This is a genomic window from Sphingomonas sp. PL-96 (assembly GCF_020707215.1).
In the GTDB taxonomy this organism is placed as follows: Bacteria; Pseudomonadota; Alphaproteobacteria; order Sphingomonadales; family Sphingomonadaceae; genus Sphingomonas.
The window spans coordinates 763,615-788,299 of record NZ_JAJFET010000001.1 but is presented as its reverse complement, the minus strand read 5'-3'; the positions used below and the strand labels follow the sequence as shown (position 1 = coordinate 788,299).

Here is a 24,685-nt window from a genome sequence, read left to right as displayed (position 1 = left end):
TTGACTTGCAATAGGACACGCGCGAACCTGCCTGCACACCCCGCGGCAGGAGACTCGCATGACCACCGCCCCATCGCTTTCGCTGTCCCTTGCCGAAATGTTGCCGCACAGCCGGCCCGCCCAGGCGGATCGGCTGCTGCTGCTCTACGGCATCCGCCGGACGGGGGCACAGGGGCTGCACGACGCCGCCACCGCCCACGCCTTCATGACGGCGTTCGGCAGCCATTTCCGCCGGCCGCTGCTGCTTCTGCGCGCGCTGATGGCAGAGGTCTCCAAGACGTCGGCGAGCCCGATCCAGATCGCGCCCTGCTGCTGCCCGCGCATGACCGGGGGGGAGGCTGCACTGCTTGAGGTGATCGGCTCGGTCGAGACGCAGCCGGAGCGTGCGGACCTGCTGCTGCGCGACCTGTTGGGCGTCCGGCACGCCGGCGGCACGGCCGCGACCGCGCACCTGCTGGCGCTGGCGTTCCGCGAGGGCGGCCGGCCGCTCGACTAGGCGGCGGCCGACTCCTCGCTGCCGGGCTGGCGAATGGTCTGGACGACGAAACCGCGGCGCCAGAGCAGGCCCAGCAGCAACAGCCCGGGCACCGCCACCACCATGGTAAGCAGCCAGAAGCCGACCCAGCCCAGCGCATCGGCAGCGATGCCCGCGGGGGTAGCCAGCCAGGTGCGCCCGACCGCGGCAAAGGACGACAGCAGCGCGAACTGCGTTGCTGTGTAGGCGAGGTTCGAAAGACCCGAGAGATAGGTCACGAACACCGTCAGGCCGATGCCGCTGGTCACCTGCTCGGTGGCGACGGCGATCGTGAGCCAGGTGACCGAATGGCCGTGCATGGCCAGAATGGCGAAGGTCAGGTTGCTCAGCATCATCAGCACGCCCGAGGCGATCAGCGCGCGGCCCATCCCGAGCCAGGCCATGAAGGGAGCGGCGAGCGCGGTGCCGACGATCAGGCCCCAGAAGCCCACCACCTTGTTGATGGCGATGAACTCGGTGTCCGAGAAGCCGAGTTCGACGATCATCGGGTTGAGCATCGCCTGCCCCATCGCGTCGCCGAGCTTGTAGATCAGCACGAACAGCAGGATCAGCACCGCGCCGCGGCGGCGCAGGAACTCGCGGAAGGGACCTACGACGGTGTCGCGCAGCCACTGGCCGTGCGAGCCTTCGCGGGCGACGGTCGCATCATGGCGACCGGGCCCTGCATACAAGGCGCCCAGCATCGCCGGCACGACGCAAAAGGCGGTGAGGCCATAGCCCAGCGCCCAGCCGAGGCCCCACCCCTCCGGCGAGGCGATGGCGATGGTGCCGACGCCGGCGATCAGGTTGCCGATGCGATAGCCGAACTGGTTGTTGGCAGTGCCGAAGGGCAGTTCCTCGTCGGAGAGGATTTCGATACGATAGGCGTCGATGACGATGTCCTGGGTCGCGGACAGGAAGGCCGTCACGATCGCCCAGAAGGCGAAGAGCCCCAGATGCAGTTCCGGCTGGCTGGCGCCGAGCATCCACACCGACACGAACAGAAGCGCCTGGACGAAGAACAGCCAGGCACGGCGCTGGCCGAGCCATCCGGTGAGCACCGGCAGGCGCAACCGGTCGATCAGCGGCGCCCACAGGAACTTGAGCGTATACGGCGTCGTCAGGCCGATCGCGAAACCGATCGTCTTCTTGTCGATGCCCACTTTGGCCAGCCAGAAGCCCATGGTGCCCAGCAGCAGGGTGAGCGGGAAGCCGCTGGCGATGCCGAGCAGAAACGCAACCAGCGGCCTGGGGCGCACATAGGGCGCCATTGCTGCCACATGACGATTGCCACTTTTTCGCTCGCCGGCGACTTCAACCATCAACATTCCCTCGACACGCCGACCCGGCAACCCTACGGCGCACCCTAGCGACCCGGCGCCGGTTTTGAAGGGGTACCAACGGCAAGATCGTCCGTCCGCCCGGTTGTTCCGGCGCAACCCGCAATTAGGCTCGTGTTCATTTCGCTTCGGCTATAAAGAGCCTGTTCACGGCGGTTCCGGAGACGGGCTCGACCGTGACCCGACGTCCGGCGTGCCCTACGGACAGCAACCAAGCACGCCGGACGTCGGGACTCTTCTTCCCGCCGACCCGTGAAGCCGCGCACGCCGTGCTCCTGCGAAGGCTGGAGACAGGGTTGCAGGCGGGAGCGCCTGTGGCTTGCGATCACCCCGCGTGCGGGAACAGGCTCAGGCTGCCGGGCAGCTTGCGCGGTGTCTTACCTTCCAGCACCGTCTCGAGCGCTTCGATGGCGGCGAGCAGGTCGCGCTGTGGATAGGGCTTGGCGAGACAACCGATTGCCACCTCGCGCGCGCCATCGGGACAGGCGCCCGTCACGAACAGCACGGGCACGCCGCGGCCATGCGCCGCGCGCGCGACGTCGATGCCACTGCCGTCGCTGAGCGAAACGTCGACCAGCACCAGGTCGATCACCGCGTCGCTGTTCACCACGGCCAGCCCTTCGCTCACCAGATCGGTGGTGGCGACGATCTCGAACCCGGAGTCCGCGAGCAGATGTTCGGCGTCGAATGCGACCAGCGGCTCATCCTCCACCACCAGGATGCGCTGGATCCGCCGCTTCTTCTTGCCAAACAACATCCGCCGCTCGCTTCCCTCGCCCAAGGCTCTGCCCTATAGCGTAGAAACACCCGAACCGATCGAACGATCACCGCCGCCGCAGAATTTCATCGCGCAGGCGTAACAGGATAGCATTTCCCCATCGTGTCGACGTCCAAGACCAATGAACCGCAGCGAATCGCAAAGCTGCTTGCCCGCGCCGGGGTTGCCTCGCGCCGCGACGTCGAACGGCTGATCGAGGCGCGCCGCGTCGCGCTCGACGGCGTGCCGATCGAAACGCCGGCGACGCTGCTCACCTCGCTGCGGGGCATCACCGTCGATGGCGAGGCGGTGCAGGCCGCCGCCCCCACCCGGCTGTTCCGCTACCACAAGCCTTCGGGCGTGCTGACCGCCGCGCGCGACCCGCACGGCCGGCCGACGATCTATGACCGCATGCCCGCGGACCTGCCGCGGCTGATGCCGGTCGGACGGCTCGACCTCAATACCGAGGGGCTGCTGCTGCTGACCACCGACGGCGAGCTCAAGCGCCAGCTGGAACTGCCGGCGACCGGCGTCGAGCGCACCTACCGCGCGCGTGCCTATGGCGAGGTGAGCCAGGCGCAGCTGGAAGACCTGATGCTGGGCGTCGAGATCGAGGGCGTCCGCTACGGCCCGATCAATGCCAACATGGAGCGGCGCACCGGCACCAATGTCTGGGTCGAGATGACGCTGACGGAGGGCAAGAACCGCGAAGTGCGGCGCGTGCTCGAGTATCTGGGGCTGCAGGTCTCCCGCCTGATCCGCACCCGCTATGGCCCCTTCTATCTGGAAGACATGCCGATCGCGTCCGTGGACGAGATCCGGCAGCACGACCTCGTCGAGTTCCGAAAGACGCTGAAGGGCCGGCCGACCAGCCGCCCGACGCCCGAGGGTGCCGATCCTGCCGCGCTCAAGGCATGGCGGCGGGAGCCGTCGCGCGACCGCACCGCGCCGCGTCCTCGGCCTGCGCCCGTGTCGTACGAGCCGCAGGCGCCGCGCGAAGTGCAGCCGCATCCGCAGGCGTTCCGCCGTACGCGTACGCAGGCGGACGAAGCCGAGGCACCGCGCGGCAGCGGCTTCGCCAAGCGCCCTGCCGGCGGAAGCCCGCGTCGCAAGGACGGTCTTGCCGGCCGTCGCGACGAAGCGGGCCCGCCGCGGAACCCGCGCGGCCAGCGCGCCGCCGCCTTCGCAGAGCGCACCGGCCGCAAGCCCGCCGGGGAGCGGGCGGAACGTCCCGCCGAGGATGGTCGCGGCGACAGGCCGCGACGCACGCTATCTGCCGCTTTCGGGGGCGAACGCCCGGCGCGCGACGATCGCCGCCCCCTGCGTGTCGAGCGTCCGGAGCGTGCCGAACGCCCGCAGCGTGGCGAAGGACCGCGGAAGGGGCCAGCGCGCGCCGCGGGGCAATTCTCGCGCGACGAGGGCCCTCGCGGCCCCCGCAGTGATGGGCCGCGCAGCGGGCGTGGCGAAAACCCGCGCTCGGGCGGCTATGGCACCGCGCCGCGGGGCGAAGGCGCCCGTGGTCCGCGGAGTGACAATCCACGCGGACCGCGTTCGGACGGGTCGCGCTCCCCGCGCGACGATGGGCCGCGCTCGGACGCCAGACATGACGCCCCGCGCGGTGAAGGCTCGCGCGCACCTCGAGGAGACGGGCCGCGGTCGCCCCGCAGCGATGCACCCCGTTCGCCGCGCGGCGACGGCCCTGCACGGCCACCCCGCGGCGGTCGGCCAGGCGGTCCTCCCAAGGGTCGCCGCTAATGCGGATCATCTCGGGCCAGTGGCGCGGGCGCCCGATTGCCGCGCCCAAAGGTGAAGCGACGCGCCCGACCGCAGATCGCACGCGCGAGGCGCTGTTCTCGATGCTGGCAAGCCGCGTCGGCAGCTTCGAGGGGCTGGCGGTCGCCGACCTGTTCGCCGGCTCCGGCGCGCTGGGGCTTGAGGCGCTGTCGCGCGGGGCTGCCTCCTGCCTGTTCGTGGAGCAGGATCGCTCCGCGCTCGACGCGCTGCGCGCCAATGTCGAGAAGCTCGGCGCCCGGGGTGCGCAGGTGCGGGCCCAGTCGGTGCTTGCGCTGGGGCCGACCTCCACGCCGCTCGACCTGATCCTGATGGACCCGCCCTATGCGAGCGGCGCCGGCTGGGTGGCGGCCGACAAGCTGGCGCGGCTCGGCTGGATCGGGCCGGCGACCTGGGTGAGCGTCGAGACCGGGCGCACCGAGGATGTCGATGCGTCTGGCTTCGTCGTCGATGCCGAGCGCGTCTACGGCAAGGCCAAGCTCACTTTGCTGCGGCGCGCGGAACCAGCCGCAGACCCGCAAGACTGAACAGCCCGGCAATGGCGAGGTAGAGCCCAACGGGCGTGAGCCCGCCGTTCTGGGCTAGGGCTTCGGCCGCCATCGGCGTCACCGCGCCGCCGATCACCCCGCCGACGTTGAACGCCATCGACGCGCCGGTGTAGCGCACCCGCGGCGGGAACAGACCCGGCAGCCAGGCGCCGAGCGGGCCATAGACGAAGCCCATCGCAAACAGCGCAATAGCGAGCCAGGCGGTCACTGCGGCGACGGTACCGCCGCCCATCAGCGGCTGCATCAGCAGACCGGCGAGGACGACCCCACCACAGCCGAGCGCGAGCACGCGGCCGGTGCTGCTGCGGTCCGCCCACCAGCCGGCGAGCGCAATGCCGGCAGCCATGAACAGGATCGCGAACAGCTGCATCGAGAGGAAGGTGTCGCGCGAGAAGCCGAGCCGCGTGGTGCCGTGACCGAGCGCGAAGGCGGTGGCAATGTAATAGAGCGCAAAGCAGGCGACTGCGCCAAAGGTGCCGGCAAGCGTCGCGCGCAGGTGGTTGCGGAAAAGCTCGGCGAGCGGCACCGACGGGGGCGCCTCCTGCTCCAGCGCGGCGCGGAACTCGGCGGTTTCGGTGAGCTTCAGGCGGACCCAGAGGCCGAGACCGACAAGAAGCGCGCTGGCGAGGAACGGCAGGCGCCAGCCCCAGCTGCGGAAGGCATCCTCGTCCAGACCCAGCCCGAGCAGCAGGAACAGGCCATTGGCGGCGAGGAAGCCGACCGGCGCGCCCAGCTGCGGCACCGATCCGAAGCGGCCGGCCCAGCCCTTGGGCGCATTCTCCACCGCGAGCAGCGCCGCCCCGCCCCACTCGCCGCCAAGCCCCAGGCCCTGGGCGAAGCGCAGCACGCACAGCAGGAACGGCGCGAGCAGGCCGACCTGGCCGTAGGTGGGCAGGAACGCGATCGCGAGCGTCGAGCCGCCCATCAGCATCAGCGAGGCGACCAGCGTCGACTTCCGACCCATGCGGTCGCCGAAATGGCCGAACAGCGCCGCGCCGAGCGGCCGGGCGAGGAAGGCGAGGCCGAGGCTGGCGTAGCTCAGCATCAGCCGCGCCGATTCGGACTCTGCCGGGAAGAACAGGGTCGGGAACACCAGCGCCGCCGCGGTGGCATAGATGTAGAAGTCGTAGAATTCGACCGAGGTGCCAACGAGGCTCGCGAGCAGGATGCGGCGGCTGGAGGGGCCACCGGCTGCGGGCAGAACGGCGGCCGGGATCGGCGTGGCGGCGGAAGTGTGGGCAGTCATGCGCGCTGGTTGGCGGTGGAGTTGCGGGAGGTCAACCTGCCCGCGCATCTTTGTTGCCGAAGAAGCTGGCGCCGGAGCAGCATCCTTGCGCTTTGAACACCGTCAGATGCGAGAAGAGGGCTCCGGCACTTCTGCCTGCCGTGCTCCTGCGAAAGCAGGAGCCCAGGGTTCCGGACGCCACGTGTCGTTGATCTGCTTGGCCCTGGATCCCTGCCTCCGCAGGGAAACGGCAGCTGCCATGGCGTCTGTTGCATCATTCGGCAGCGGCCGGGGACGCGAGGGATACGACACGGTTCAAGCCTTGCCCCGGCCGGCTTCGTTCCCTAGCTGTTCGCGCATGAACGTGCCGCAGACGACCCCCTCGCCCCAGGACCCGCCATACCTGCGCGGCCTCAACGAACCGCAGCGCGAAGCCGTGCTGACGAGCGAGGGGCCGGTGCTGGTGCTGGCAGGCGCGGGCACGGGCAAGACGGCGGCGCTGACGGCGCGGCTGGCGCACCTGCTCTACACGCGCAAGGCGTGGCCGTCGGAGATCCTGTCGGTCACCTTCACCAACAAAGCCGCGCGCGAGATGCGCGAGCGTGTCGGGCGGCTGGTCGGCGATGCGGTCGAGGGCATGCCGTGGCTCGGCACCTTTCACGCGATCGGCGCGAAGATGCTGCGCCGGCATGCGGAGTTGGTGGGGCTGCAGTCGAACTTCACCATCCTCGACACCGACGACCAGCTGCGGTTGATGAAGCAGCTGATCGTGGCGGCGAACCTGGACGAGAAGCGCTTCCCTGCCCGCCAGCTCGCCGGCGTGATCGACAGCTGGAAGAACAAGGGCATGACGCCCGCCGACGTGGATGCGGGCGAGAGCGAGCGCTTCGCCAATGGTCGTGGCGGCGAGTTGTACCAGCAGTATCAGGATCGGCTCCGGTCCGTTAACGCCTGCGACTTCGGCGACCTGCTGCTGCACGTGCTGACCATCCTGCGCACCCATCGTGACGTGCTGGAGCAGTATCAGCAGCGCTTCCGCTACATCATGGTGGACGAGTATCAGGACACCAACTCGGTCCAGTATCTGTGGCTGCGGCTGCTGGCGCAGGAGCGCAAGAACATCTGCTGCGTGGGTGACGACGACCAGTCGATCTATTCGTGGCGTGGTGCGCAGGTGGAGAACATCCTGCGCTTCGAACGCGATTTTCCGGGCGCCAAGGTGATCCGGCTGGAGCAGAACTACCGTTCCACCCCGCACATCCTGGGCGCGGCCGGCGGCGTGATCGCCAACAACAGCGGGCGGCTTGGCAAGCAGCTGTGGACGGAGCTGGACGCGGGCGAGAAGGTGCGCGTGATCGGCGTGTGGGACGGGCCCGAGGAGGCGCGGCGCGTCGGCGAGGAGATGGAATCCTGCCGCCGGGCGGGCAAATCCTATGACGAGATGGCGATCCTGGTCCGCGCGCAGCACCAGACCCGCGAGTTCGAGGACCGCTTCATCGCGATCGGCCTTCCCTATCGCATCGTCGGCGGCCAGCGCTTCTATGAGCGCATGGAGATCCGCGACGCGATCGCCTATCTCCGCGTCGTCAACCAGCCGGCCGATGACCTGGCGTTCGAACGCATCGTCAACGTGCCCAAGCGCGGTCTGGGCGACAAGGCGGTCGCGACCGTCCACCGCTATGCGCGCGCGACCGGCAGCCCGCTGATGACGGCGGCGGCGCGCATCCTCGACACCGACGAGCTGACCGGGGCGGCGCGCAAGTCGCTCCGCCGGCTGGTCGGCGACATCGCGCGTTGGCGCGACATGGCGCGCGACCTGCCCCACCCCGAGCTCGCCCGCCAGTTGCTCGACGAGAGCGGCTATACGGCGATGTGGCAGGCCGAGAAGTCGGCCGAGGCCGCGGGGCGCCTGGAGAACCTCAACGAACTCGTCCGCGCGATGGAGGAATATGACAGCCTGGGTGCATTCCTGGAGCATGTCAGCCTGGTGATGGACAATGAAGGCGCCACCCAGGAGCCGCAGGTCACCATCATGACGATCCACGCCGCCAAGGGGCTGGAGTTCGACACGGTGTTCCTGGCCGGCTGGGAGGAAGGGCTGTTTCCCTCGCAGCGTTCGCTCGATGAGGGCGGGCTCGCCAGCCTGGAGGAGGAACGCCGCCTCGCCTATGTCGCGATCACCCGCGCGCGCCGGCTGGCGGTGATCCTGCACGCGGCCAACCGCCGCATCTATGGCCAGTGGACCTCTTCGCTGCCCAGCCGCTTCGTCGGCGAATTGCCGGCCGAGCATATCGATGCGGAGACCACGATGGCGGGCGGCGAGAGCCTGTGGCGCGCGAACTGGTCCGAGCGGGCGGACCCCTTCGCCGACGTGAACCGCGGCACCGGGCGTGGGCCCGGCTGGCAGCGGGCGGCGAGCAGCGGCTCGACCTTCACCCGCGATGCGCCGCGCGTGATCGAGAGCCGCGCGAGTGCGGTGAGCCTGGGCAACAAGGGCCGCAGCGACGTGAGCCTGGGCCTGCGCGTGTTTCACCAGAAGTTCGGCTACGGCACGATCGCCGCGATCGAGGGCAACAAGCTGGAGATCGACTTCGAGACCGGCGGGCGCAAGCGCGTGCTCGACAGCTTCGTGACGGTCGGCTGAGCGGTTCCGGGCCGGCGGCGGCGCCGCTGCCCGCATCGCCGGCACGTCTGATCGTGCTGCGGGCGAAACGGATTCGACAAGGCCATCATTTCGGCATTTGCTGCAATGCAACAATATGCCCTTCCGGGCTTTGGAGCGTGCATGCGAAACCCGACCCGTCGTGAAATCGTCGCCACTGCCGGCTTAGCCGCGCTGTTCGGAGCACCGCTGGCCGCCATGGCCCGCAAGACCGAAGCCCCAGCGGAGCCATTTTCGTGGGAACTGTTGCAGCAGCGTGCGGCCGCGCTTGCGACCCAGCCCTATCGCAAGCCGGAGCGGGTCGCCGCCGCCGCAGACATCGACTATGATGCCGTGGGCTCGATCCGCTACCGTCCGCAGGAGACGCTGGCCGGCGGCATCCGCCTGTTCCCGCTCGGCCGTTATGCGCCGATGCCGGTCAAGATCCACATCGTCGAGAACGGCCAGGCGCAGGCCGTCCCCTTCTCCCGCGACCTGTTCGAGGCGGTGTCGGGCCACGCCCCGCCACTCGGCATCGCCGGTTTTCGCGCGATGGTACCCGGCCGGGAGAGCGACTGGATGGCGTTCCAGGGCGCATCCTATTTCCGTACCGCGGGCTCCCAGGACCAGTACGGCCTGTCCGCGCGCGGTGTCGCGATCAACACCGGCATTTCGGGTCGCGAGGAATTTCCCGACTTCACCGAATTCTGGATCGAGCGCACGGCCGCGGATGCCTATACCGTCTATGCGTTGATGGACGGTGAGAGCGTTACGGGCGCCTACCGCATCGCCAGCCGCCATCAGAATGGCGTGCAGCAGGACGTGTCGGCCGTGCTGCACCTGCGCCGCGACGTCGAGCGGCTGGGCATTGCGCCGGCCACCAGCATGTTCTGGTATGGCGAAGGCAATCGCGCCGCCGCGGTCGACTGGCGCCCCGAGATCCACGACTCCGACGGCCTGGCGCTGCTGACCGGTCGCGGCGAGCGCATCTGGCGCCCGCTGGTCAACCCGCCGCACGAGACGCTGGACAGCTTCGCCGACGAGCACCCGCGCGGCTTCGGCCTGCTCCAGCGTGACCGCAACTTCGACCATTATCAGGACGACGGCGCCTTCTACGATCGCCGCCCGAACCTGTGGGTGGAGCCACGCGGCCAATGGGGGCGTGGCAATGTGATGCTGTTCGCCTTCCCGACCGCGGCCGAGACGGTCGACAACATCGTCTCCTTCTGGGTGCCGGCAGAGGCGCCCAAGGCCGGGCAGCGCCTGCAGTTCGACTATGGCCTGCGCTGGGGATCGGACGATCCGACCCTCACGCCGGCCGCGGCGCATGTCGTGGACAGCTGGACCGGCGTCGCCGGACGGCCGGGCGACACGCCGACCAAGGGCGCGCGCAAGCTGGTGGTCGACTATGAGGGCGAAGGCCTCGCCGGGCTCGACCGGTCGAGTGGCGTCTCGCCCGCGATCGAGATTGTGCGCGGCAGGCTGATCGCCAGCGCGGCCTATCCAATCGTGGGCCAGAAGAACCGCTGGCGCGTGACCGCCGACATTGCGCCCGAGGGGAATGGCCCGGCGGACGTGCGGCTGTTCCTGAAGCGCGGCGAGCGCGCCCTGAGCGAAACCCTGTTGTTCCCGGTGTTCAACGGGTGAGGGAACCGGCTCGCCTCCCGGCGGAAGCCCCGATCGACATGCCGGTCCAGCGGTTCGACGGTCCGCCGCCGCCGCGTCGCGTGCCCGAGCCCTGGTCGGGCGGCCAGGAGGATGGTGACGACATCTTCGCACGCCGCGTCCTCCTGGTCCTGCTCACTGCCATGCTGGCGACCGTCGCCTCGACGGCGCTGAAGGAGTCGCTGGTCGCCGACGGGTGGAGCCTCACCGACGCGGTGCTGCTCGGCATCTTCTTCCCGCTGTTCGCGCTGATCTCGTTCGGCTTCATCAACGCATCGGTCGGCTTCCTGCTGCTGATTACGGGCCTGCGCCCCGGCTTCATGCCGACGCCGCGCTGGTCTTCACCACTCAAGGGCCGCACCGCCATCCTGATGCCGGTCCACAATGAGGATGTGGAGGCCGTCTACGGCCGCATCGCCCGGATGGCCGAGGCGATCGCCCAGGGCGGCATGGCCAAGCACTTCGACTTCTTCATCCTGAGCGATTCGGCGCCGGAAGCGGAGGCGGAGGAAGTCGCCGCGTGGGAGTCCCTCTCCCGCCAGCTCGACTGTGCGCTCTACTATCGCCGCCGGACGCAGAATGTCGGCCGCAAGCCCGGCAATGTCGCCGAATGGATCCGCCGGTTCGGCGGCGCCTATGACTACATGCTGATGCTCGACGCCGACAGCCTGATGGGCGGCGACACCATCATCGGCATGGCCCAGGTGCTGGACCGCCGGCCGGCAGTGGCGCTGCTTCAGACCGTGCCGATGGTCATCGGGGCCACCACGCTGTTCCAGCGCTGGATGCAGTTCGCGAGCCGGCTCTACGGGCCGATCTCGACCGCGGGCCTCGTCTGGTGGTCGGGCGCAGAGGCGACGTTCTGGGGGCACAACGCATTGATCCGGATCGAGGCGTTCGCCGCCTGCTGCGGCCTGCCCGAGCTTCCCGGCGGCCCGCCGTTCGGCGGCACGATCATGAGCCACGACATGGTCGAGGCGGCGCTGCTGCGGCGGCGCGGCTGGCGCGTGCACATGGTGCTGACCGACGCGACGTTCGAGGAGTATCCCCCGACGCTGATCGACGCCGCGGTGCGCGACCGGCGCTGGGCGCAGGGCAACATCCAGCATCTGCGGCTGCTGGGCGCATCGGGCTTTCACTGGATCAACCGGCTGCAGTTGCTGCTCGGCGCGTCCGCCTATCTCGCCTCGCCGCTGTGGCTGCTCCTGATCCTGACCAGCATCGTCCAGGCGCTGGTCGGGGAACCCAGCCTGATGAACCGCAGCGCGTCCGGCGCGGTGCTGGCCGTTACCCTGCTGCTGCTGTTCGGGCCCAAGGCGCTGAGCGTGATCTGGGCGACGGCTGATCGCGAGCGGCGCGAGGCGTTGGGCGGATGGCGAACGATCTGGCGTTCGGTGGTGCTCGACGTGCCGCTGTCGATGCTCGCGGCCCCCGCGATCGCGGTCACTCAGACCATCGACGTGATCGGCATCGCGATGGGCAAGCGCGCCGCCTGGGATCCGCAGAGCCGGCAGAGCGACGGCCTGGCCATGCGCGACATCCTGCCGCGCTATCACTGGCACGTCGGCATCGGCGTTGCGCTCCTGCTGCTGTCGCCGCTGATGCCCGTGACCGCGCTGTGGCTGCTGCCCGTGACGCTGGGGCTGCTGCTGTCGCCGTGGGTGGTGCAGTGGACGGCGAGCGCACGTGCGGGTGGCTGGGCGGCGCGCCACGCGATCTTCGAGCCGGAGCACCGGGCGCTCGGCACCGCGCCGCTTCCGGAGCAACGCGCGCTGCCGACGCCCAAAACAGCCTGACAGAGTCCTTGCACCAATTTGGCTGCCCGAGCGTTGCGCGTGCAATCAATGGAGGTGTTTCATGGAAATCGCACGACTGCCCAGCGGCCAGGTGGCACCCGGCGATGTCGACTGCATCAGCATCGTTCAGCTGGAGGACGGACGTTTCGAGCTCACCGGCGCCGCGCTGATCGCCTGTGGCGATGGCGACGAGGTCGAGTCGGTGGCGCTGATCGGGGTGCCGCCGTTCGACACCCGCGAGGCGGCCGAGGACGCGGGGCTCGCCTGGGCGGCAGAACAGTGCGTCGAGCGCATCTATGTGACGGACGTCGAGTTCAGCATCCGCCCCTGACCCGCCTCGTCGCCGGCACCACCTCGGCGCGTGCGCACAACAGGCATTCTCGCTTCATCGTACCGACCAATCATTGTTACGGGCCCAGAACATTTCGGAGCGGCGTGTGTTGCTGCCGGAAACAATCGTCGGGATAGGGGTTATGTCCCCCGCCGCCGGCGTTGGGCGGCAAGAGGAGTAGACATCATGCAGAAGTTGCTTGCTGGCGCCCTTGGCGCCGCCCTGGCGATGCTCGCCCCAGCCGCTGCCAATGCGCAGCATCACCAGCAGGAGCGCACGGTGCGCACCGTGACCCGCACCACGACGACGACGCGCAGCAACAACAACTACGGCAACTGGAACAATCGCTGGGGCAATCGTCCTGCGGCTCCGCCGAAGGCCTATCGTGGCCGCCAGAACGACTGGTACCGCCATGTTCGCGCCTGTCAGCAGCGCTTCCGCAGCTACAATCCGCGCAACGACACCTACGTCAGCGGTCGCCAGTCGCGTCGCTGCACGCTGTAATTCGGACCGGGCCGGGATCTCGCATCCCGGCCACCCCCCGGAACCGTGCCCCTCTCCGGCCGTTGGCCCCGCGAACTGCAGGAGAGCCGCATGCCGACGCCCCAGGAAATTCAGACCCGCTTCTGGAAAGCCCTGAAATCCGATCGCACGCTGATGCTGGGGATCGATGGCGTGGGCGATGGCCATGCCCAGCCGATGACCGGCCAGACCCTCGACGGTGCCGAGCATGGCGCGGTCTGGTTCTTCACCACCAAGGACAACACGCTGGTGAAGGAAATGCGCGAGGGTACGCGCGCAACCGCCCATTTTGCATCCAAGAACCATGACGTGTTCGCCAGCATCCACGGCAATCTCGTGGTCGAGCAGGACCGCACGATGGTGGACCGGCTGTGGAACCGCTTCGCGGCTGCCTGGTATGAAGGCGGCAAGGACGATCCCAAGCTGGAGCTGATCCGCCTGGATGCCGAGCACGCCAAGATCTGGCTCGACGAATCCAGCCTGTTTGCAGGCATCAAGATCCTGCTCGGTGTCGATCCCAAGGCCGATTACGCGGACAAGGTCGCGGACGTCACCCTCGGCTGACCGGCACGCCCCGCCCCTCCATACTCCCATCTGTACAAGGAACCGGCGATGCCGATGATCGAAACCCGCGATGGCACCAACCTCTATGTCAAGGACTGGGGGAGCGGGCCTGCGGTCGTTCTGATCCATGGCTGGCCGCTGTCGTCCGACAGCTGGGACGCGCAGGCGTTCGCGCTCGCCAACGCCGGTTATCGCGTGATCGCCTATGATCGCCGCGGCTTCGGCCGGTCCGAGCAGCCCTGGTCGGGCTATGACTATGACACGCTGTCGGACGATCTGGCGGACGTGATGGAGGCGTGCGGCGTCACCTCTGGCGCGACCCTGGTTGGCTTCTCGATGGGTGGCGGCGAGGTCGCACGCTACATGTCGCGCCATGCCGGCAAGGGTGTGGCCAAGGCGGTGCTGGTCGGTTCGGTAGTGCCGTTCATGCTCCAGACCGACGACAATCCCGATGGCGTGCCGCAGGCGCAGCTCGACGACATGGCGGCGCAGATGCTGGAGGACCGGCCGAAGTTCATGGCGAACTTCCTGGACCAGTTCTTCGGCGTCGGCTTCATCACCAGCCCGGTGAGCGAAGAGCGGCTGCACTGGGCATGGAACCTGACGCAGCAGGCGGGGCTCAAGCCCACGCTCGCCTGTGCCGAGGCGTTCGGCACCACCGACTTCCGCCCCGACCTGGCATCCTTCACCGTGCCGACGCTGATTATCCACGGCACGTCCGACAACACCGTGCCAATCGATGCCACCGGACGCGCCGCGGCAACCGCGATCCCGGGTGCCAAGCTGATCGAATATGACGGCGCACCGCACGGCCTGTTCGCCACCGAGCAGGAGCGGCTGACCGACGACCTGCTCGCCTTCCTGGGTGATCCGGTGACCCGCACCCACGGCGCTGCCGCCCTGTGAAGCCCGGCGCGTGGCGGCGGACCCGCCGCGCGTCCATTTCCGGCGCCAAGCAAAGCTTGATTGCCGCCGCCCCGCCCCCCGCATAGACACCGGGCATGACCGCCGCGCCGCACCCCTTCGCCATCCATAATTTTCGCGCCTATTTCCTGGCTCGGCTTTCGACGACACTCGCGCAGATGGCGATGGTGATCGTCATCGGCTGGCAGGTCTATGACCTGGCGCGGCGAACGATGGATGTGAAGGACGCCGCTTTCTATTTGGGCCTGATCGGCGTCGCCCAGTTCCTCCCGCTGCTGGCGCTGTCGCTGGTCGCCGGCTGGGTCGCCGACCGGGTTGACCGCCGCTGGATCGCGCGCGGTGCGGTCGCGATCGAGGCCGGGTGCGCGATCACCCTGGCCGTGGCGAGCTACCACGAGCACGTCACCCTCGAACTGCTGTTCCTCGTGGCGGCTCTGCTGGGCGTGGCACGCGCCTTTGCTGGCCCGTCGCTCCAGGCGCTGGCTCCCAATCTGGTCCCCAAGGCCGTGTTGCCGACGGCGATCGCGATGAGCTCGATCGCCTGGCAGGCTGGCACCGTGCTGGGGCCGACGATGGGCGGCTATCTCTACGCCGCCAGCCACTGGCTGCCCTATACCGTCTCCGCCTGCCTCTTCAGCTTTTCCTTCCTGATGCTGTCGCTGATCGGCCGGGTGCCGGTCACGGCTGTGCGCGGGAAGGCCAATCCATTCCGACAGATGCTGGAGGGCCTGACCTATGTGCGTCAGAACCGGCTGGTGCTGGGGGCGATCTCGCTCGATCTGTTCGCGGTGCTGCTGGGCGGGGCTACCGCGATGCTGCCGGTCTATGCACGCGACATCCTGCAGGTAGGCGCCGACGGCCTCGGCCATCTGCGCGCCGCCCCGGCGCTTGGCGCGATCGCAGTAGCATTGTGGTTTTCGTGGCGGCCGCTCACCACCAACGTCGGCGTGAAGATGCTGCTGGCGGTCGCGATCTTCGGCGGGGCCACCATCGCCTTCGGACTGAGCGCGCCGCTGCTGCTGCCGCTGCTCGGCCAGGGTGCGATCGGGCACGACACGGCACCTTCGGTGCTGCTGGCCCTGGGCGCGCTGTTCGTGCTGGGTGCTGCGGATATGGTGTCGGTCTATGTCCGCCAGTCGCTGATCCAGCTGTATACGCCGGACGAGATGCGTGGCCGCGTAGGTGCCGTCTCGACCCTGTTCGTTTCCGGCTCGAACGAGCTTGGCGAGGCGGAGTCCGGCTTCCTCGCGGCGGCCGTCGGTCCGGTCGCGGCGGTTGTGGCGGGGGGAATCGGCGCGATATTGATCACGGCCCTGTGGGCACGCATCTTTCCCGAGCTTCGGCGGGCGCGGACCTTTGACCCGCCCCAGACGCTGGAATTCACACCGGTCAAGGAGAAGGCAGAATGAAGGCCAACACCATCCTGGAAACGATCGGCAAGACGCCGCACATCCGCATCCAGCGGCTGTTCGGCGACGCCGAGGTGTGGATCAAGTCGGAACGGTCGAACCCGGGCGGATCGATCAAGGACCGCATCGCCCTGGCGATGATCGAGGCTGCCGAAGCATCGGGTGACCTGACGCCCGGCGGCACGATCATCGAGCCGACCAGCGGCAACACCGGCGTGGGCTTGGCCATGGTCGCGGCGGTAAAGGGCTACAAGCTGGTGCTGGTCATGCCGGAGAGCATGTCGATCGAGCGCCGCCGGCTGATGCTGGCCTATGGCGCCACCTTTGACCTGACCCCGCGCGAAAAGGGCATGAAGGGCGCCATCGAACGCGCGCAGGAGCTGGCCGGGCAGACGCCGGGTGCCTGGATCCCGCAGCAGTTCGAGAACCTCGCCAACGTCGACGTGCATGTCCGCACCACGGCGCAGGAGATCCTCGAGGACTTCGCCGACACGCCGATCGACGTGCTGATCACCGGCGTGGGCACCGGCGGGCACATCACCGGCGTTGCAGAGACGCTCAAGAAGCAGTGGCCGCAGCTCAAGGTCTATGCGGTGGAGCCCGAGCTTTCGCCGGTGATCTCCGGCGGGCAGCCGGGGCCGCACCCGATCCAGGGCATCGGCGCGGGATTCATTCCGGCCAACCTCCACACCCAGGCCATTGACGGCGTGATCAAGGTCGATGCGGCCGTCGCTAAGGACATGGCGCGCCGCTCCGCCTCCGAAGAAGGCATGCTGGTCGGCATCTCGTCGGGTGCGACGCTGGCGGCGATCCTGCAGAAGCTGCCCGATCTGCCCGACGGCGCACGGGTGCTGGGCTTCAACTACGACACGGGCGAGCGCTACCTGTCGGTTCCGGACTTCCTGCCGGAAAGCTGAGCCATCCACATGCTGGTGTCCCCCGGCGCGCGTGCGCCTGATTCCTCAGGCGTGCGCGCACCGCTGGGCACGGGCTCGCGCGTGCTGGACGGCGTGCTGGCGGCGGTGGCGCTGGCGGCGGTGCTGGTGCCTGCTTGGGCAGTGACGCACGCGCCGCCGATGCCGGCCCAGGGCGACCGCGCGATGCGGCATGCGGTACCCCGGCGCGTGCTGCCTCCCGCCGAACTGCCGGCCGTGGAGCCGATCGAGTTCCAGGACATGACCCCGGACGAGGCGCGGGCGTTCAACGCCAGCATCCCGTTTCACGCCGGTCCCAACCCCGCTGCCCGCCCCTTCCGCTTCGGTGGCGCGGACGAGGACCGGGCGCGGGCGAGCGATTGCCTCTCGGCCGCCGTGCTCTATGAAGCGGGCGACGATCCGGAGGGGCAGAAGGCGGTGGCCCAGGTGGTGCTGAACCGCGTCCGCCACCCGGCTTTCCCAAAGACGGTTTGCGGGGTGGTGTTCCAGGGTTCGGAGCGGACCACCGGCTGCCAGTTCACGTTCACCTGCGACGGGGCGCTGGCGCGCTGGTATTCCGAGCCCTTCTGGGAACGCGCGCGCAAGGTCGCCGACGCGGCGCTGGCGGGGGCGGTCTACAGGCCGGTCGGCCATGCCACCCATTACCACACCGACTGGGTGGTGCCGTACTGGAGCTCCAGCCTGGACAAGATCGTGGCGGTACACACGCATCTGTTCTTCCGCTGGACGGGCTGGTGGGGAACCCCGCCCGCGTTCCGCTTCACCGCGACGGGGACGGAGCCGCGCGTGACCCAGCTTGCCGCGCACTTCGATGCGCACAAGCTGCCGGAAGTGCTGGCGGCGGAGACTCAGGCACTGGCGATGCAGAAGGCGATGGCGCTGCCGGACTCGGCGCTGAAGCCCTCGGCGGACGACCCCAACACCTTCCTGATCCATGTCGATGCCAAGGATGCGGCGAGCTTCCCGATCCTGGCGGATCGTGCCTGCGGCGAGCGTCCCTATTGCAAGTTCATGAGCTGGACGGACCCACGCCAGCTGCCGGCGAGCGCCAAGGGCACGCTGTCGCCCCAGCAGCTGACCTCCATGTCGTTCAGCTACCTCCGCGACCGGCCGCGTAACCTGGAGCGCGCGCTGTGGAACTGCGCCGACTTTCCGCAGCCCAAACCGCAATGCATGCGCCGGGCGCCACAGCCGATCGCCTCCCCCGCGCCGAGCGCGGTGGCGGAGGACGGCCCGACGGGGCTGAGCGGCGTGCGGCGCAAGCCTGCCCCGCAACCGGCCGCGTCGGTCGCCACACCGGAGGCGCGGGTCGCTTCGTAGGTCCGCAGGAGGGCTGGGCCGCATTGGCGATGGCAGTAGCGGCAAACGAGGGCCTTCAAGGCACTTGGCCAGAACGGCGGTCGCGATGAAGACCGGGAAACCCGCGCCTATGTCGTGTAACGGGGAAATGGCAGCGTCGGGTGTCCACTGGCCTGGTACGCACCGTCCCGCATCAACGGCACGACGTCGGTCGCATCAAACTCAAGCGCGACCTCTACGTCTTCGCCATATCCCCAGCCGGAGAGTTCGCGACCTGACCGACTGTCGCGGATCATTTGGGCGAGGCGAGGCTCCGCTGCCCTGTAGGCTTCGGCGGCCAGATCGGCCTCTGCATTCCATGTTCCGCTCAAGCTCGCGACAATGGCGCCGGCTCCGAGCCAGTCTTCGATAGCCGGTCGTAGCGTCTGATCCGGCCACCGCTCACCTGCCGGGATCACGACGATCGATCCATCACCAGCAAGGCGGTTTGCCTCCTCACCGACTGCACGTGCGTTTCGAAGGCAGCCGCAAATCGTCGGAGTGTCGCCGGTGTTCAGGGACAGCCGGGAGCCATTGGGCGACGGGAGCAGCAGGCGCGCCCCCGACTCGATCTGCCTCAGGCTGACTGGCGAAAGACTGAGCTGCCCCCCGCCGGCACTTCGCGGTGAGGCCGCGATCGCTCCAAGCCGAGCAGCTTCGGCCTCTGCCGCCGCGGCGTCGCCATATGGGAAGGGGAACACCATCGCCCCGTTCTCGACCGATACGCTGACCGCCGTCGAGAAGGACAATATATCAACGATGATGAATACGTCCGCAGAGGCTTTCCAAGCCTCGATGCCGGACAGACCCCATTCGCAGACCACCTTCGACATCACCGACGCGATGCCAGAGCAAGCTAGGGCTGCCAACTAGTCGTAGGCGCTAGCCGCGCGCCTCCGAGCCCAGCTAGCCTCCGCACACCGCGCGGCCGCGGGGGTCGCGGAGGGCGGCGGCTTCGGAAAGGACGTCGCTCATTTGCTCGACGCGCAGGCCGCTGAAGGTGGCGCGCGCGGTGCATCGCTGGGCGCATTGCGGCGGCAGATTGGCAGGGAAGATGATACGCGTGCCCTCGATCCGCGCGTCCAGCTCGCAGGCGTTGCCGAAGTCGATCCGGAGGTGATCGCCCGACTGCCTGGCCGTCCCGCTGGCGCTGCAGCCCAGACGGCCGCCGTTGAGCACGAAGGCGCCGATCCGCAGCGTCTCTCCGGCCGGCACGAGGCAGAGCCGGTCGCCGCCGCGCTGGTAGAGCCCGGTGATGGAACCGTCGCCGGGATCGCGCACCACGCCGCGTTCGATCGCGACCGTCTCCAGATCGGGTGCCTCGGTGTTCGCCGGATCGCCGCCTCCCGAGCAGGCCGCAAGCGCCAGCGCCAGCGCGGCGACGCCCCGCTTCATTCGACGGCGACCAGCCGGCCGTCCTCGATGCGGCGGAAGAAGCAGCTGCGCGCGCCGGTGTGGCAGGCGGGGCCCGCGGGCTCCACGCGAAGCCAGAGCGCATCCTGGTCGCAGTCGATGCGCACCTCCACCACGCGCAGGACGTGGCCGGAGGTCTCGCCCTTCTTCCACAGCCGGTTGCGGCTGCGCGACCAGAAGGTGGCCTCCCCGCTCGTGAGCGTCGCCGCCAGCGATTCCGCGTTCATATGCGCGACCATGAGCAGCTCACCGGTCGCGGCATCGGTTGCCACCGCGGTGACGAGCCCTGCTGCGTCGTACTTGGGATTCAGGGTGAGGCCGGTGTCGCGCGCGTCCATGGGCGGCGGCTTACCGGGGAGGCGGCGGGGCGGCAATCCGGGGCGATCGCACATTCTTGATGACAGAAGGGCGACAAACCCGGAATCGCTCCCTATATGGCGCTCGCATCTCAGCGAACCCTGTAGGGCCGATGTTCAGCACCAATCCTTTCGACGACGACAAGCTGCGCGAAGAGTGCGGCATCTTTGGCGTATCCGGCGCGGACGGCGCGGCAGCATTGGTGGCCCTTGGCCTCCACGCGCTGCAGCACCGTGGCCAGGAGGCGGCGGGCATCTCCAGCTTCGACGGGGTGCAGTTCCACACGCACCGCGCGATGGGGCATGTCGCGGGCAACTTCGACCGCCCAGAGGTGATCGAGGCGCTGCCGGGTGCCGTCTCCGTCGGCCACGTCCGCTACTCCACCTCTGGCGAGACGGCGTTGCGCAACGTGCAGCCGCTCTATGCCGAGCTGGCGAGCGGCGGCTTCGCCATCGCGCACAACGGCAACCTGTCCAACGCGCTGCGCCTGCGCAAGGACCTGGTGCGGACCGGTTCGATCTTCCAGTCGACGTCGGATACCGAGGTGATCATCCACCTCGTCGCGACGTCGAACTACCGCACGCTGCTCGATCGCTTCATCGACGCGCTCAAGCAGGTCGAGGGCGCCTATTCGCTGATCTGCATGACGCCCGAAGGCATGATCGCCTGCCGCGACCCGCTGGGTATCCGCCCGCTGGTGATGGGCAAGCTCGGCGACTCGGTGATCTTCGCGTCGGAGACCGTGGCGCTCGACGTGGTCGGTGCCGAGTACGTCCGCGATGTCGAGCCGGGCGAGTTGGTGATCGTGAAGGGCACCGAGCTGCGCTCGATCCGCCCGTTCACGCCGAACGCGGCGCGGCCGTGCATCTTCGAGTACGTCTATTTCTCGCGGCCTGATTCCATCTCGGGCGGCAACTCGGTCTATTCGGTGCGCAAGGCGATCGGCGCCGAACTGGCGATCGAAAGCCCGGTCGATGCCGACCTGGTGATCCCGGTTCCCGACTCGGGCGTGCCGGCGGCGATCGGCTATGCCCAGCAGTCGGGCATCCCGTTCGAACTTGGGATCATCCGCTCGCACTATGTCGGACGCACCTTCATCCAGCCGGGCGACAAGGTCCGCCACCTGGGTGTGAAGCTCAAGCACAACGCCAACCGCGCACTCATCGGGGGCAAGCGGATCGTGCTGATCGACGATTCGATCGTGCGGGGCACCACTTCGCTGAAGATCGTGCAGATGATGCGCGATGCCGGTGCGGCCGAAGTGCACATGCGCATCGCCAGCCCGCCGACCCGGCACAGCTGCTTCTATGGCGTCGATACGCCGGAGCGCGCCAAGTTGCTGGCGGCGAAGCTCGATCTGGGCGGCATGACCGAATATATCCAGGCGGACAGCCTGGCGTTCGTGTCGATCGACGGCCTCTACAAGGCCTTGGGGGAGGCGGAGCGCGCGGCAGTGCGGCCGAAGTACTGCGACGCCTGCTTCACCGGCGACTATCCGACGCCACTGACGGACCAGGACGAGACCCGTTCGGTCGACCAGCTGGCGATGCTGGAGGAACGCGTCGGCTGAGCGCCGGCGCACCCCTGCCCTTCCCCCAAATCTTCAGGATCTTCGATGACCGACAAGCCCCTTGCCGACCAGCTCGCGCTCGTGACGGGGGCCAGTCGCGGCATCGGCGCGGCGACGGCGCTCGCGCTCGCCGCCCAGGGCGCGCATGTCGTGCTGACCGCGCGCACCCCAGGCGGGCTGGAGGAGGTCGAGGAGGCGATCCACCAGGCGGGCGGCAGCGCGACGATCGCGCCGCTCGACCTGGCCGATCCGGATGGCGTTCCGCGGCTCGCGGCGGCACTCGGCGAGCGCTGGCAGGCGCTGGACATGCTGGTGCTGAACGCAGCGATGCTGGGCACGCTGGGCCCGGTCAACGCGATCGACTTCAAGGAAATGTCGAAGCTGTTCACGCTCAACGTGACGGCGCAGGCAGCGCTCCTGGGCGCGTTCGGCCCGATGCTGCGCCAGGCGAAGTCCGCGCGCGTCATCGGTCTCACCTCCAGCGTCGGGCGCAAGCCGCGCGCCTATTGGGGGCTGTATGGGTCCTCCAAGGCGGCGTTCGAGAACCTGCTCACGGCTTTTGGCGAGGAAGTGCGCCAGCTGACCGCCATTCGCACCGCGATCGTCGACCCGGGCGCGACCCGCACCAAGATGCGCGCGCGCGCCTATCCGGGCGAAGCACCGGAGAGCGTGAAGGCGCCGGAAGTCGTGGCCGAGCGGATCGCGGCGCTGATGGTCTCCGGCTTCGAGACCGGGCATTTCGAGCGGGTCGACTGAAGCCGTTCCTCCTCCCCAACGTGCGCCTGCGCAGGCAGGAGCACGCGTGCGCACGCTAGGGCTAGGCCTGCTTCACCAGCGTGACTTGTGCTACGTGGATGCCACCGCCGCGGAAGCCACCTTCGCAGTACATCAGGTAATAGCGCCACAGCTCCGCGAACCCGGGCGGGAAGTCGCGCGGGAGCGCGCCGGCTGCCTCCGCGGCATCGAAGTCCACCCGCCAGCGGCGCAGCGTCTCGGCATAATCCAGCCCGAACCGATGCTCGTCCTGCCAGCTTAGGCCCCGCGCCTCTGCCAGCGCGCGGAAGCGTTCGGTGGACAGCAACAGCCCGCCGGGGAAGATATAAGCCTGGATGAAGTCGACATTGCCGGCATAGGCGTCGAACAGCGCGTCCTCGATGGCGATATACTGGAGCGCGGCGCGGCCACCGGGCTTCAGCCGGGCGGCGATCGCGTCTAGATAGGCGGGCCAATATTCCTGCCCCACCGCCTCGACCATCTCGATGCTGGCGATCGCGTCATAGCTGCCGGTCGCGTCGCGGTAGTCGGTGAGCGACACCTCCACATCTTCCAGCCCGGCGTCCGCGATGCGCTGGTCGACGAAGCGCTTCTGCTCGGACGAGAGGGTGAGGCCATGCACGCGGCGGCCGGCGCGTGCAGCGCGCTCGGCGAAGGAGCCCCAGCCGCAGCCGATTTCCAGGATCGTGTCGCCGGGCCTGGTGGCGGTGCGGTCCAGGATCGCCTGGAGCTTGCGGTCCTGTGCGGCCTCCAGCGGCTCGGCCGGATCGGCGAAGATCGCGCTCGAATAGGTCATGCTCGGGTCGAGCCAGCGGCGGTAGAAGTCGTTGCCCAGGTCATAGTGAAACTGGATGTTGCGCCGGGCATTGGCGCGGTGGTTGCGGCGCGACCAGTGGATGAGGCGGCGGGCGGCGCCCGTCAGCCGCCCCGCGCGCGCGACATTGCCGAGCGCACGGGCGTTGCGCATGAACAGGTCGAACAGCGGCACCGGATCGGGGCTGGACCAGTCGCCGGCCACCCAGGCCTCGTACCAGCCCGCAGAGCCGCCCGTCGCCAACCGCAGCATCGCGCGCCAGCGGTGGAGCACGACAATGGCGACCGGCCCTTCGCCGCGCCCGCCGATGCGGCGGCGGCTCCCGTCCGGCAGGGTGGCCTCGATCGCGCCGGCGACGAGGCCGCGATCCACCTGGTCCAGCATGCGTTCGAACAGCGGCGCGAACCAGCGGAGCGGGTCGCGCGGCGCGGCGGCGGCGGCGGGGGTCGGGGAAGTGGACGGCGGGGAGGCGTGCATGGCGCCCTTCATGCATCTCCGCGCCGCCACCGCAAGCCGTCGCGCGCTCAGCCGGAAAAGACGCCGCCCAGCGTCAGGAGCGACGCGACGTGGCGGTGCGAGACCTCCATCGCATCGTCGCCGTAGCCGCCACCCAGGGCGCTTGCGAGCGGGATGCCGAGTGTATGTGCCAGCGTCGCCACCCAGCGGTCGCGCCGTACCAGCCCCTCGCGGGTAAGCGCCAGCCGGCCCAGCCGGTCGCCCTCGAACGGATCGACGCCCGCCTGGTAGAGGATGAGGTCGGGCGCAAAGCCATCCACCAGCGGCACCAGCGTCTCGGCCAATGTGGCGAGATAGGCGTCGTCTCCCACCCCGTCAGGCAGCGGCACGTCGAGGGTCGAGCGCGCCTTGCGGACGGGGAAGTTCTTCTCGGCATGGATCGAATAGGTGGCGACGCCGGGCCGCCCGTCGAGCAGCGCGGCGGTGCCGTCGCCCTGGTGCACGTCGCAATCGACCACCAGCACGCGCGCGGCCATCCCCTCCTCCACCAATCGGTTGGCAGCGATGGCGAGGTCGTTGAACACGCAGAACCCAGCGCCCGTATCGGCAAGCGCGTGGTGGCTGCCGCCGGCCGTGTTGGCCGCGAATCCGTGGCGCAGCGCCAGCAGCGCGGCGAGATAGGTGCCGCCGGGCACCACCTGGGCGCGGCGGGCAACCTCCGCCGTGACGGGAAAGCCGATGCGCCGCGTCTTGTCTGGCGGCACCGCAAGGCCGATCACCTCCGCGACATAGCCGGGCGTATGCACCGCCTCCAGCCAGTCGCGCGGCATGGGTTCGGGGCGGTGCCACTCGATCGCGCCTCCCTGTTCGCGCAGCAGGTCGCGGACCAGGCCGTTCTTGTTCCATTGATAGGTGCTGCGCGCCGGGGCCGGCGCCACATAGTCGGGGTGGTGGACGACGCGGATCACGACCCATAGGTAGGCATGGGCGGCCGGGCCGCA

Annotated in this window: 23 protein-coding genes; 15 read left to right on the top strand and 8 right to left on the bottom strand. The window is 69.0% G+C overall.

The annotated features are described in order from the left end of the window. Positions 1 to 58 precede the first annotated feature (58 nt). Positions 59 to 496, top strand: coding sequence for a DUF6628 family protein (locus LK533_RS03670; protein ID WP_229361405.1), 438 nt, complete (start codon positions 59 to 61; stop codon positions 494 to 496). On the opposite strand, the gene LK533_RS03665 is transcribed toward LK533_RS03670, so the two are convergent. Then, positions 493 to 1,836 (bottom strand): AmpG family muropeptide MFS transporter, encoded by a 1,344-nt coding sequence (locus tag LK533_RS03665; RefSeq protein WP_229361404.1) that lies wholly within the window; start codon positions 1,834 to 1,836, stop codon positions 493 to 495. The genes LK533_RS03670 and LK533_RS03665 overlap by 4 nt on opposite strands. Before the next feature lie 343 nt (positions 1,837 to 2,179). Beyond that, entirely contained in the window at positions 2,180 to 2,611 is a 432-nt protein-coding gene (locus LK533_RS03660) for a response regulator (RefSeq protein WP_229361403.1), read from the bottom strand. 123 nt (positions 2,612 to 2,734) lie between these two features. Here LK533_RS03660 and LK533_RS03655 point away from each other — a divergent pair, with 123 nt between their 5' ends. Together LK533_RS03655 and rsmD are read left to right on the top strand one after the other, a co-directional pair. Then, entirely contained in the window at positions 2,735 to 4,366 is a 1,632-nt protein-coding gene (locus tag LK533_RS03655; protein ID WP_229361402.1) for a pseudouridine synthase, read from the top strand. Next, positions 4,366 to 4,929, top strand: coding sequence for a 16S rRNA (guanine(966)-N(2))-methyltransferase RsmD (rsmD, locus tag LK533_RS03650; RefSeq protein WP_229361401.1), 564 nt, complete (start codon positions 4,366 to 4,368; stop codon positions 4,927 to 4,929). The genes LK533_RS03655 and rsmD overlap by 1 nt, the downstream gene beginning before the upstream one ends. On the opposite strand, the gene LK533_RS03645 is transcribed toward rsmD, so the two are convergent. Continuing rightward, positions 4,883 to 6,196, bottom strand: coding sequence for an MFS transporter (locus LK533_RS03645; protein WP_229361400.1), 1,314 nt, complete (start codon positions 6,194 to 6,196; stop codon positions 4,883 to 4,885). The genes rsmD and LK533_RS03645 overlap by 47 nt on opposite strands. A gap of 337 nt (positions 6,197 to 6,533) precedes the next feature. Between LK533_RS03645 and LK533_RS03640 the strand changes: the two genes are divergently transcribed. The 10 genes from LK533_RS03640 to LK533_RS03595 all read left to right on the top strand — a co-directional run bounded on the left by LK533_RS03640 (position 6,534) and on the right by LK533_RS03595 (position 18,282). Beyond that, positions 6,534 to 8,819 carry an ATP-dependent helicase gene (locus LK533_RS03640; protein ID WP_229361399.1) on the top strand — a complete coding sequence of 762 codons (2,286 nt, stop codon included), beginning with the start codon at positions 6,534 to 6,536 and terminating at the stop codon, positions 8,817 to 8,819. A 141-nt stretch (positions 8,820 to 8,960) separates the two neighbouring features. After that, on the top strand, positions 8,961 to 10,463 hold the full coding sequence (locus tag LK533_RS03635) for a glucan biosynthesis protein (RefSeq protein WP_229361398.1): 1,503 nt from the start codon (positions 8,961 to 8,963) through the stop codon (positions 10,461 to 10,463). Beyond that, positions 10,460 to 12,277 carry a glucans biosynthesis glucosyltransferase MdoH gene (mdoH, locus tag LK533_RS03630; RefSeq protein WP_229361397.1) on the top strand — a complete coding sequence of 606 codons (1,818 nt, stop codon included), beginning with the start codon at positions 10,460 to 10,462 and terminating at the stop codon, positions 12,275 to 12,277. The genes LK533_RS03635 and mdoH overlap by 4 nt, the downstream gene beginning before the upstream one ends. A 61-nt stretch (positions 12,278 to 12,338) precedes the next feature. Continuing rightward, complete coding sequence (locus LK533_RS03625; protein ID WP_229361396.1) at positions 12,339 to 12,608, top strand: hypothetical protein; 270 nt, start codon at positions 12,339 to 12,341, stop codon at positions 12,606 to 12,608. A 186-nt stretch (positions 12,609 to 12,794) separates the two neighbouring features. After that, entirely contained in the window at positions 12,795 to 13,112 is a 318-nt protein-coding gene (locus tag LK533_RS03620) for a BA14K family protein (RefSeq protein WP_229361395.1), read from the top strand. Between the two features lie 90 nt (positions 13,113 to 13,202). Next, the gene (locus LK533_RS03615; RefSeq protein WP_229361394.1) at positions 13,203 to 13,694 is read left to right on the top strand and encodes a pyridoxamine 5'-phosphate oxidase family protein; all 492 of its coding nucleotides are present in this window, start codon (positions 13,203 to 13,205) and stop codon (positions 13,692 to 13,694) included. A gap of 48 nt (positions 13,695 to 13,742) precedes the next feature. Further along, complete coding sequence (locus LK533_RS03610) at positions 13,743 to 14,600, top strand: alpha/beta fold hydrolase (RefSeq protein WP_229361393.1); 858 nt, start codon at positions 13,743 to 13,745, stop codon at positions 14,598 to 14,600. 95 nt (positions 14,601 to 14,695) lie between these two features. Beyond that, a complete protein-coding gene (locus LK533_RS03605; RefSeq protein WP_229361392.1) occupies positions 14,696 to 16,027 on the top strand; it encodes an MFS transporter in 1,332 nt (443 codons plus the stop codon). Beyond that, positions 16,024 to 16,944: a cysteine synthase A gene (gene cysK / locus LK533_RS03600; RefSeq protein WP_229361391.1), complete on the top strand. Its 921-nt coding sequence runs from the start codon at positions 16,024 to 16,026 to the stop codon at positions 16,942 to 16,944. Before LK533_RS03605 ends, cysK begins: the two co-directional genes overlap by 4 nt. A 9-nt stretch (positions 16,945 to 16,953) precedes the next feature. Then, positions 16,954 to 18,282: a cell wall hydrolase gene (locus tag LK533_RS03595; protein ID WP_229361390.1), complete on the top strand. Its 1,329-nt coding sequence runs from the start codon at positions 16,954 to 16,956 to the stop codon at positions 18,280 to 18,282. 107 nt (positions 18,283 to 18,389) lie between these two features. Here LK533_RS03595 and LK533_RS03590 read toward each other — a convergent pair whose 3' ends face one another. From LK533_RS03590 to hisI, 3 genes are all read right to left on the bottom strand, one after another. Next, positions 18,390 to 19,133: a 2-phosphosulfolactate phosphatase gene (locus LK533_RS03590; RefSeq protein ID WP_229361389.1), complete on the bottom strand. Its 744-nt coding sequence runs from the start codon at positions 19,131 to 19,133 to the stop codon at positions 18,390 to 18,392. Positions 19,134 to 19,206: 73 nt separating this feature from the next. Then, entirely contained in the window at positions 19,207 to 19,695 is a 489-nt protein-coding gene (locus LK533_RS03585; protein WP_229361388.1) for a hypothetical protein, read from the bottom strand. Then, on the bottom strand, positions 19,692 to 20,051 hold the full coding sequence (gene hisI / locus LK533_RS03580) for a phosphoribosyl-AMP cyclohydrolase (protein ID WP_229361387.1): 360 nt from the start codon (positions 20,049 to 20,051) through the stop codon (positions 19,692 to 19,694). The genes LK533_RS03585 and hisI overlap by 4 nt, the downstream gene beginning before the upstream one ends. A gap of 131 nt (positions 20,052 to 20,182) precedes the next feature. On the opposite strand from hisI, the gene purF reads away from it, so the two are divergent. Then, entirely contained in the window at positions 20,183 to 21,640 is a 1,458-nt protein-coding gene (purF, locus tag LK533_RS03575; RefSeq protein ID WP_229361386.1) for an amidophosphoribosyltransferase, read from the top strand. 45 nt (positions 21,641 to 21,685) lie between these two features. Continuing rightward, positions 21,686 to 22,396, top strand: a complete 711-nt coding sequence (locus LK533_RS03570; RefSeq protein ID WP_229361385.1) for an SDR family NAD(P)-dependent oxidoreductase — start codon at positions 21,686 to 21,688, stop codon at positions 22,394 to 22,396. A 61-nt stretch (positions 22,397 to 22,457) separates the two neighbouring features. On the opposite strand, the gene LK533_RS03565 is transcribed toward LK533_RS03570, so the two are convergent. Then, positions 22,458 to 23,705, bottom strand: a complete 1,248-nt coding sequence (locus tag LK533_RS03565) for a class I SAM-dependent methyltransferase (protein WP_420705807.1) — start codon at positions 23,703 to 23,705, stop codon at positions 22,458 to 22,460. Positions 23,706 to 23,752: 47 nt separating this feature from the next. Beyond that, positions 23,753 to 24,652, bottom strand: coding sequence for a histone deacetylase (locus LK533_RS03560; protein ID WP_229361384.1), 900 nt, complete (start codon positions 24,650 to 24,652; stop codon positions 23,753 to 23,755). Positions 24,653 to 24,685 lie beyond the last annotated feature (33 nt).

Excerpts from the sequence above, each read along its gene's own strand:
- LK533_RS03565 (WP_420705807.1), bottom strand. The coding sequence starts at position 23,705 with ATGCACGCCTCCCCGCCGTCCACTTCCCCGACCCCCGCCGCCGCCGCC.
- LK533_RS03615 (WP_229361394.1), top strand. The coding sequence starts at position 13,203 with ATGCCGACGCCCCAGGAAATTCAGACCCGCTTCTGGAAAGCCCTGAAA.
- cysK (WP_229361391.1), top strand. The coding sequence starts at position 16,024 with ATGAAGGCCAACACCATCCTGGAAACGATCGGCAAGACGCCGCACATC.
- rsmD (WP_229361401.1), top strand. The coding sequence starts at position 4,366 with ATGCGGATCATCTCGGGCCAGTGGCGCGGGCGCCCGATTGCCGCGCCC.
- purF (WP_229361386.1), top strand. The coding sequence starts at position 20,183 with ATGTTCAGCACCAATCCTTTCGACGACGACAAGCTGCGCGAAGAGTGC.
- LK533_RS03590 (WP_229361389.1), bottom strand. The coding sequence starts at position 19,133 with ATGTCGAAGGTGGTCTGCGAATGGGGTCTGTCCGGCATCGAGGCTTGG.
- LK533_RS03605 (WP_229361392.1), top strand. The coding sequence starts at position 14,696 with ATGACCGCCGCGCCGCACCCCTTCGCCATCCATAATTTTCGCGCCTAT.
- LK533_RS03660 (WP_229361403.1), bottom strand. The coding sequence starts at position 2,611 with ATGTTGTTTGGCAAGAAGAAGCGGCGGATCCAGCGCATCCTGGTGGTG.
- LK533_RS03645 (WP_229361400.1), bottom strand. The coding sequence starts at position 6,196 with ATGACTGCCCACACTTCCGCCGCCACGCCGATCCCGGCCGCCGTTCTG.
- LK533_RS03670 (WP_229361405.1), top strand. The coding sequence starts at position 59 with ATGACCACCGCCCCATCGCTTTCGCTGTCCCTTGCCGAAATGTTGCCG.
- LK533_RS03595 (WP_229361390.1), top strand. The coding sequence starts at position 16,954 with ATGCTGGTGTCCCCCGGCGCGCGTGCGCCTGATTCCTCAGGCGTGCGC.
- LK533_RS03570 (WP_229361385.1), top strand. The coding sequence starts at position 21,686 with ATGACCGACAAGCCCCTTGCCGACCAGCTCGCGCTCGTGACGGGGGCC.
- LK533_RS03610 (WP_229361393.1), top strand. The coding sequence starts at position 13,743 with ATGCCGATGATCGAAACCCGCGATGGCACCAACCTCTATGTCAAGGAC.
- LK533_RS03585 (WP_229361388.1), bottom strand. The coding sequence starts at position 19,695 with ATGAAGCGGGGCGTCGCCGCGCTGGCGCTGGCGCTTGCGGCCTGCTCG.
- LK533_RS03635 (WP_229361398.1), top strand. The coding sequence starts at position 8,961 with ATGCGAAACCCGACCCGTCGTGAAATCGTCGCCACTGCCGGCTTAGCC.
- hisI (WP_229361387.1), bottom strand. The coding sequence starts at position 20,051 with ATGGACGCGCGCGACACCGGCCTCACCCTGAATCCCAAGTACGACGCA.
- LK533_RS03620 (WP_229361395.1), top strand. The coding sequence starts at position 12,795 with ATGCAGAAGTTGCTTGCTGGCGCCCTTGGCGCCGCCCTGGCGATGCTC.
- LK533_RS03665 (WP_229361404.1), bottom strand. The coding sequence starts at position 1,836 with ATGGTTGAAGTCGCCGGCGAGCGAAAAAGTGGCAATCGTCATGTGGCA.
- LK533_RS03640 (WP_229361399.1), top strand. The coding sequence starts at position 6,534 with ATGAACGTGCCGCAGACGACCCCCTCGCCCCAGGACCCGCCATACCTG.
- LK533_RS03625 (WP_229361396.1), top strand. The coding sequence starts at position 12,339 with ATGGAAATCGCACGACTGCCCAGCGGCCAGGTGGCACCCGGCGATGTC.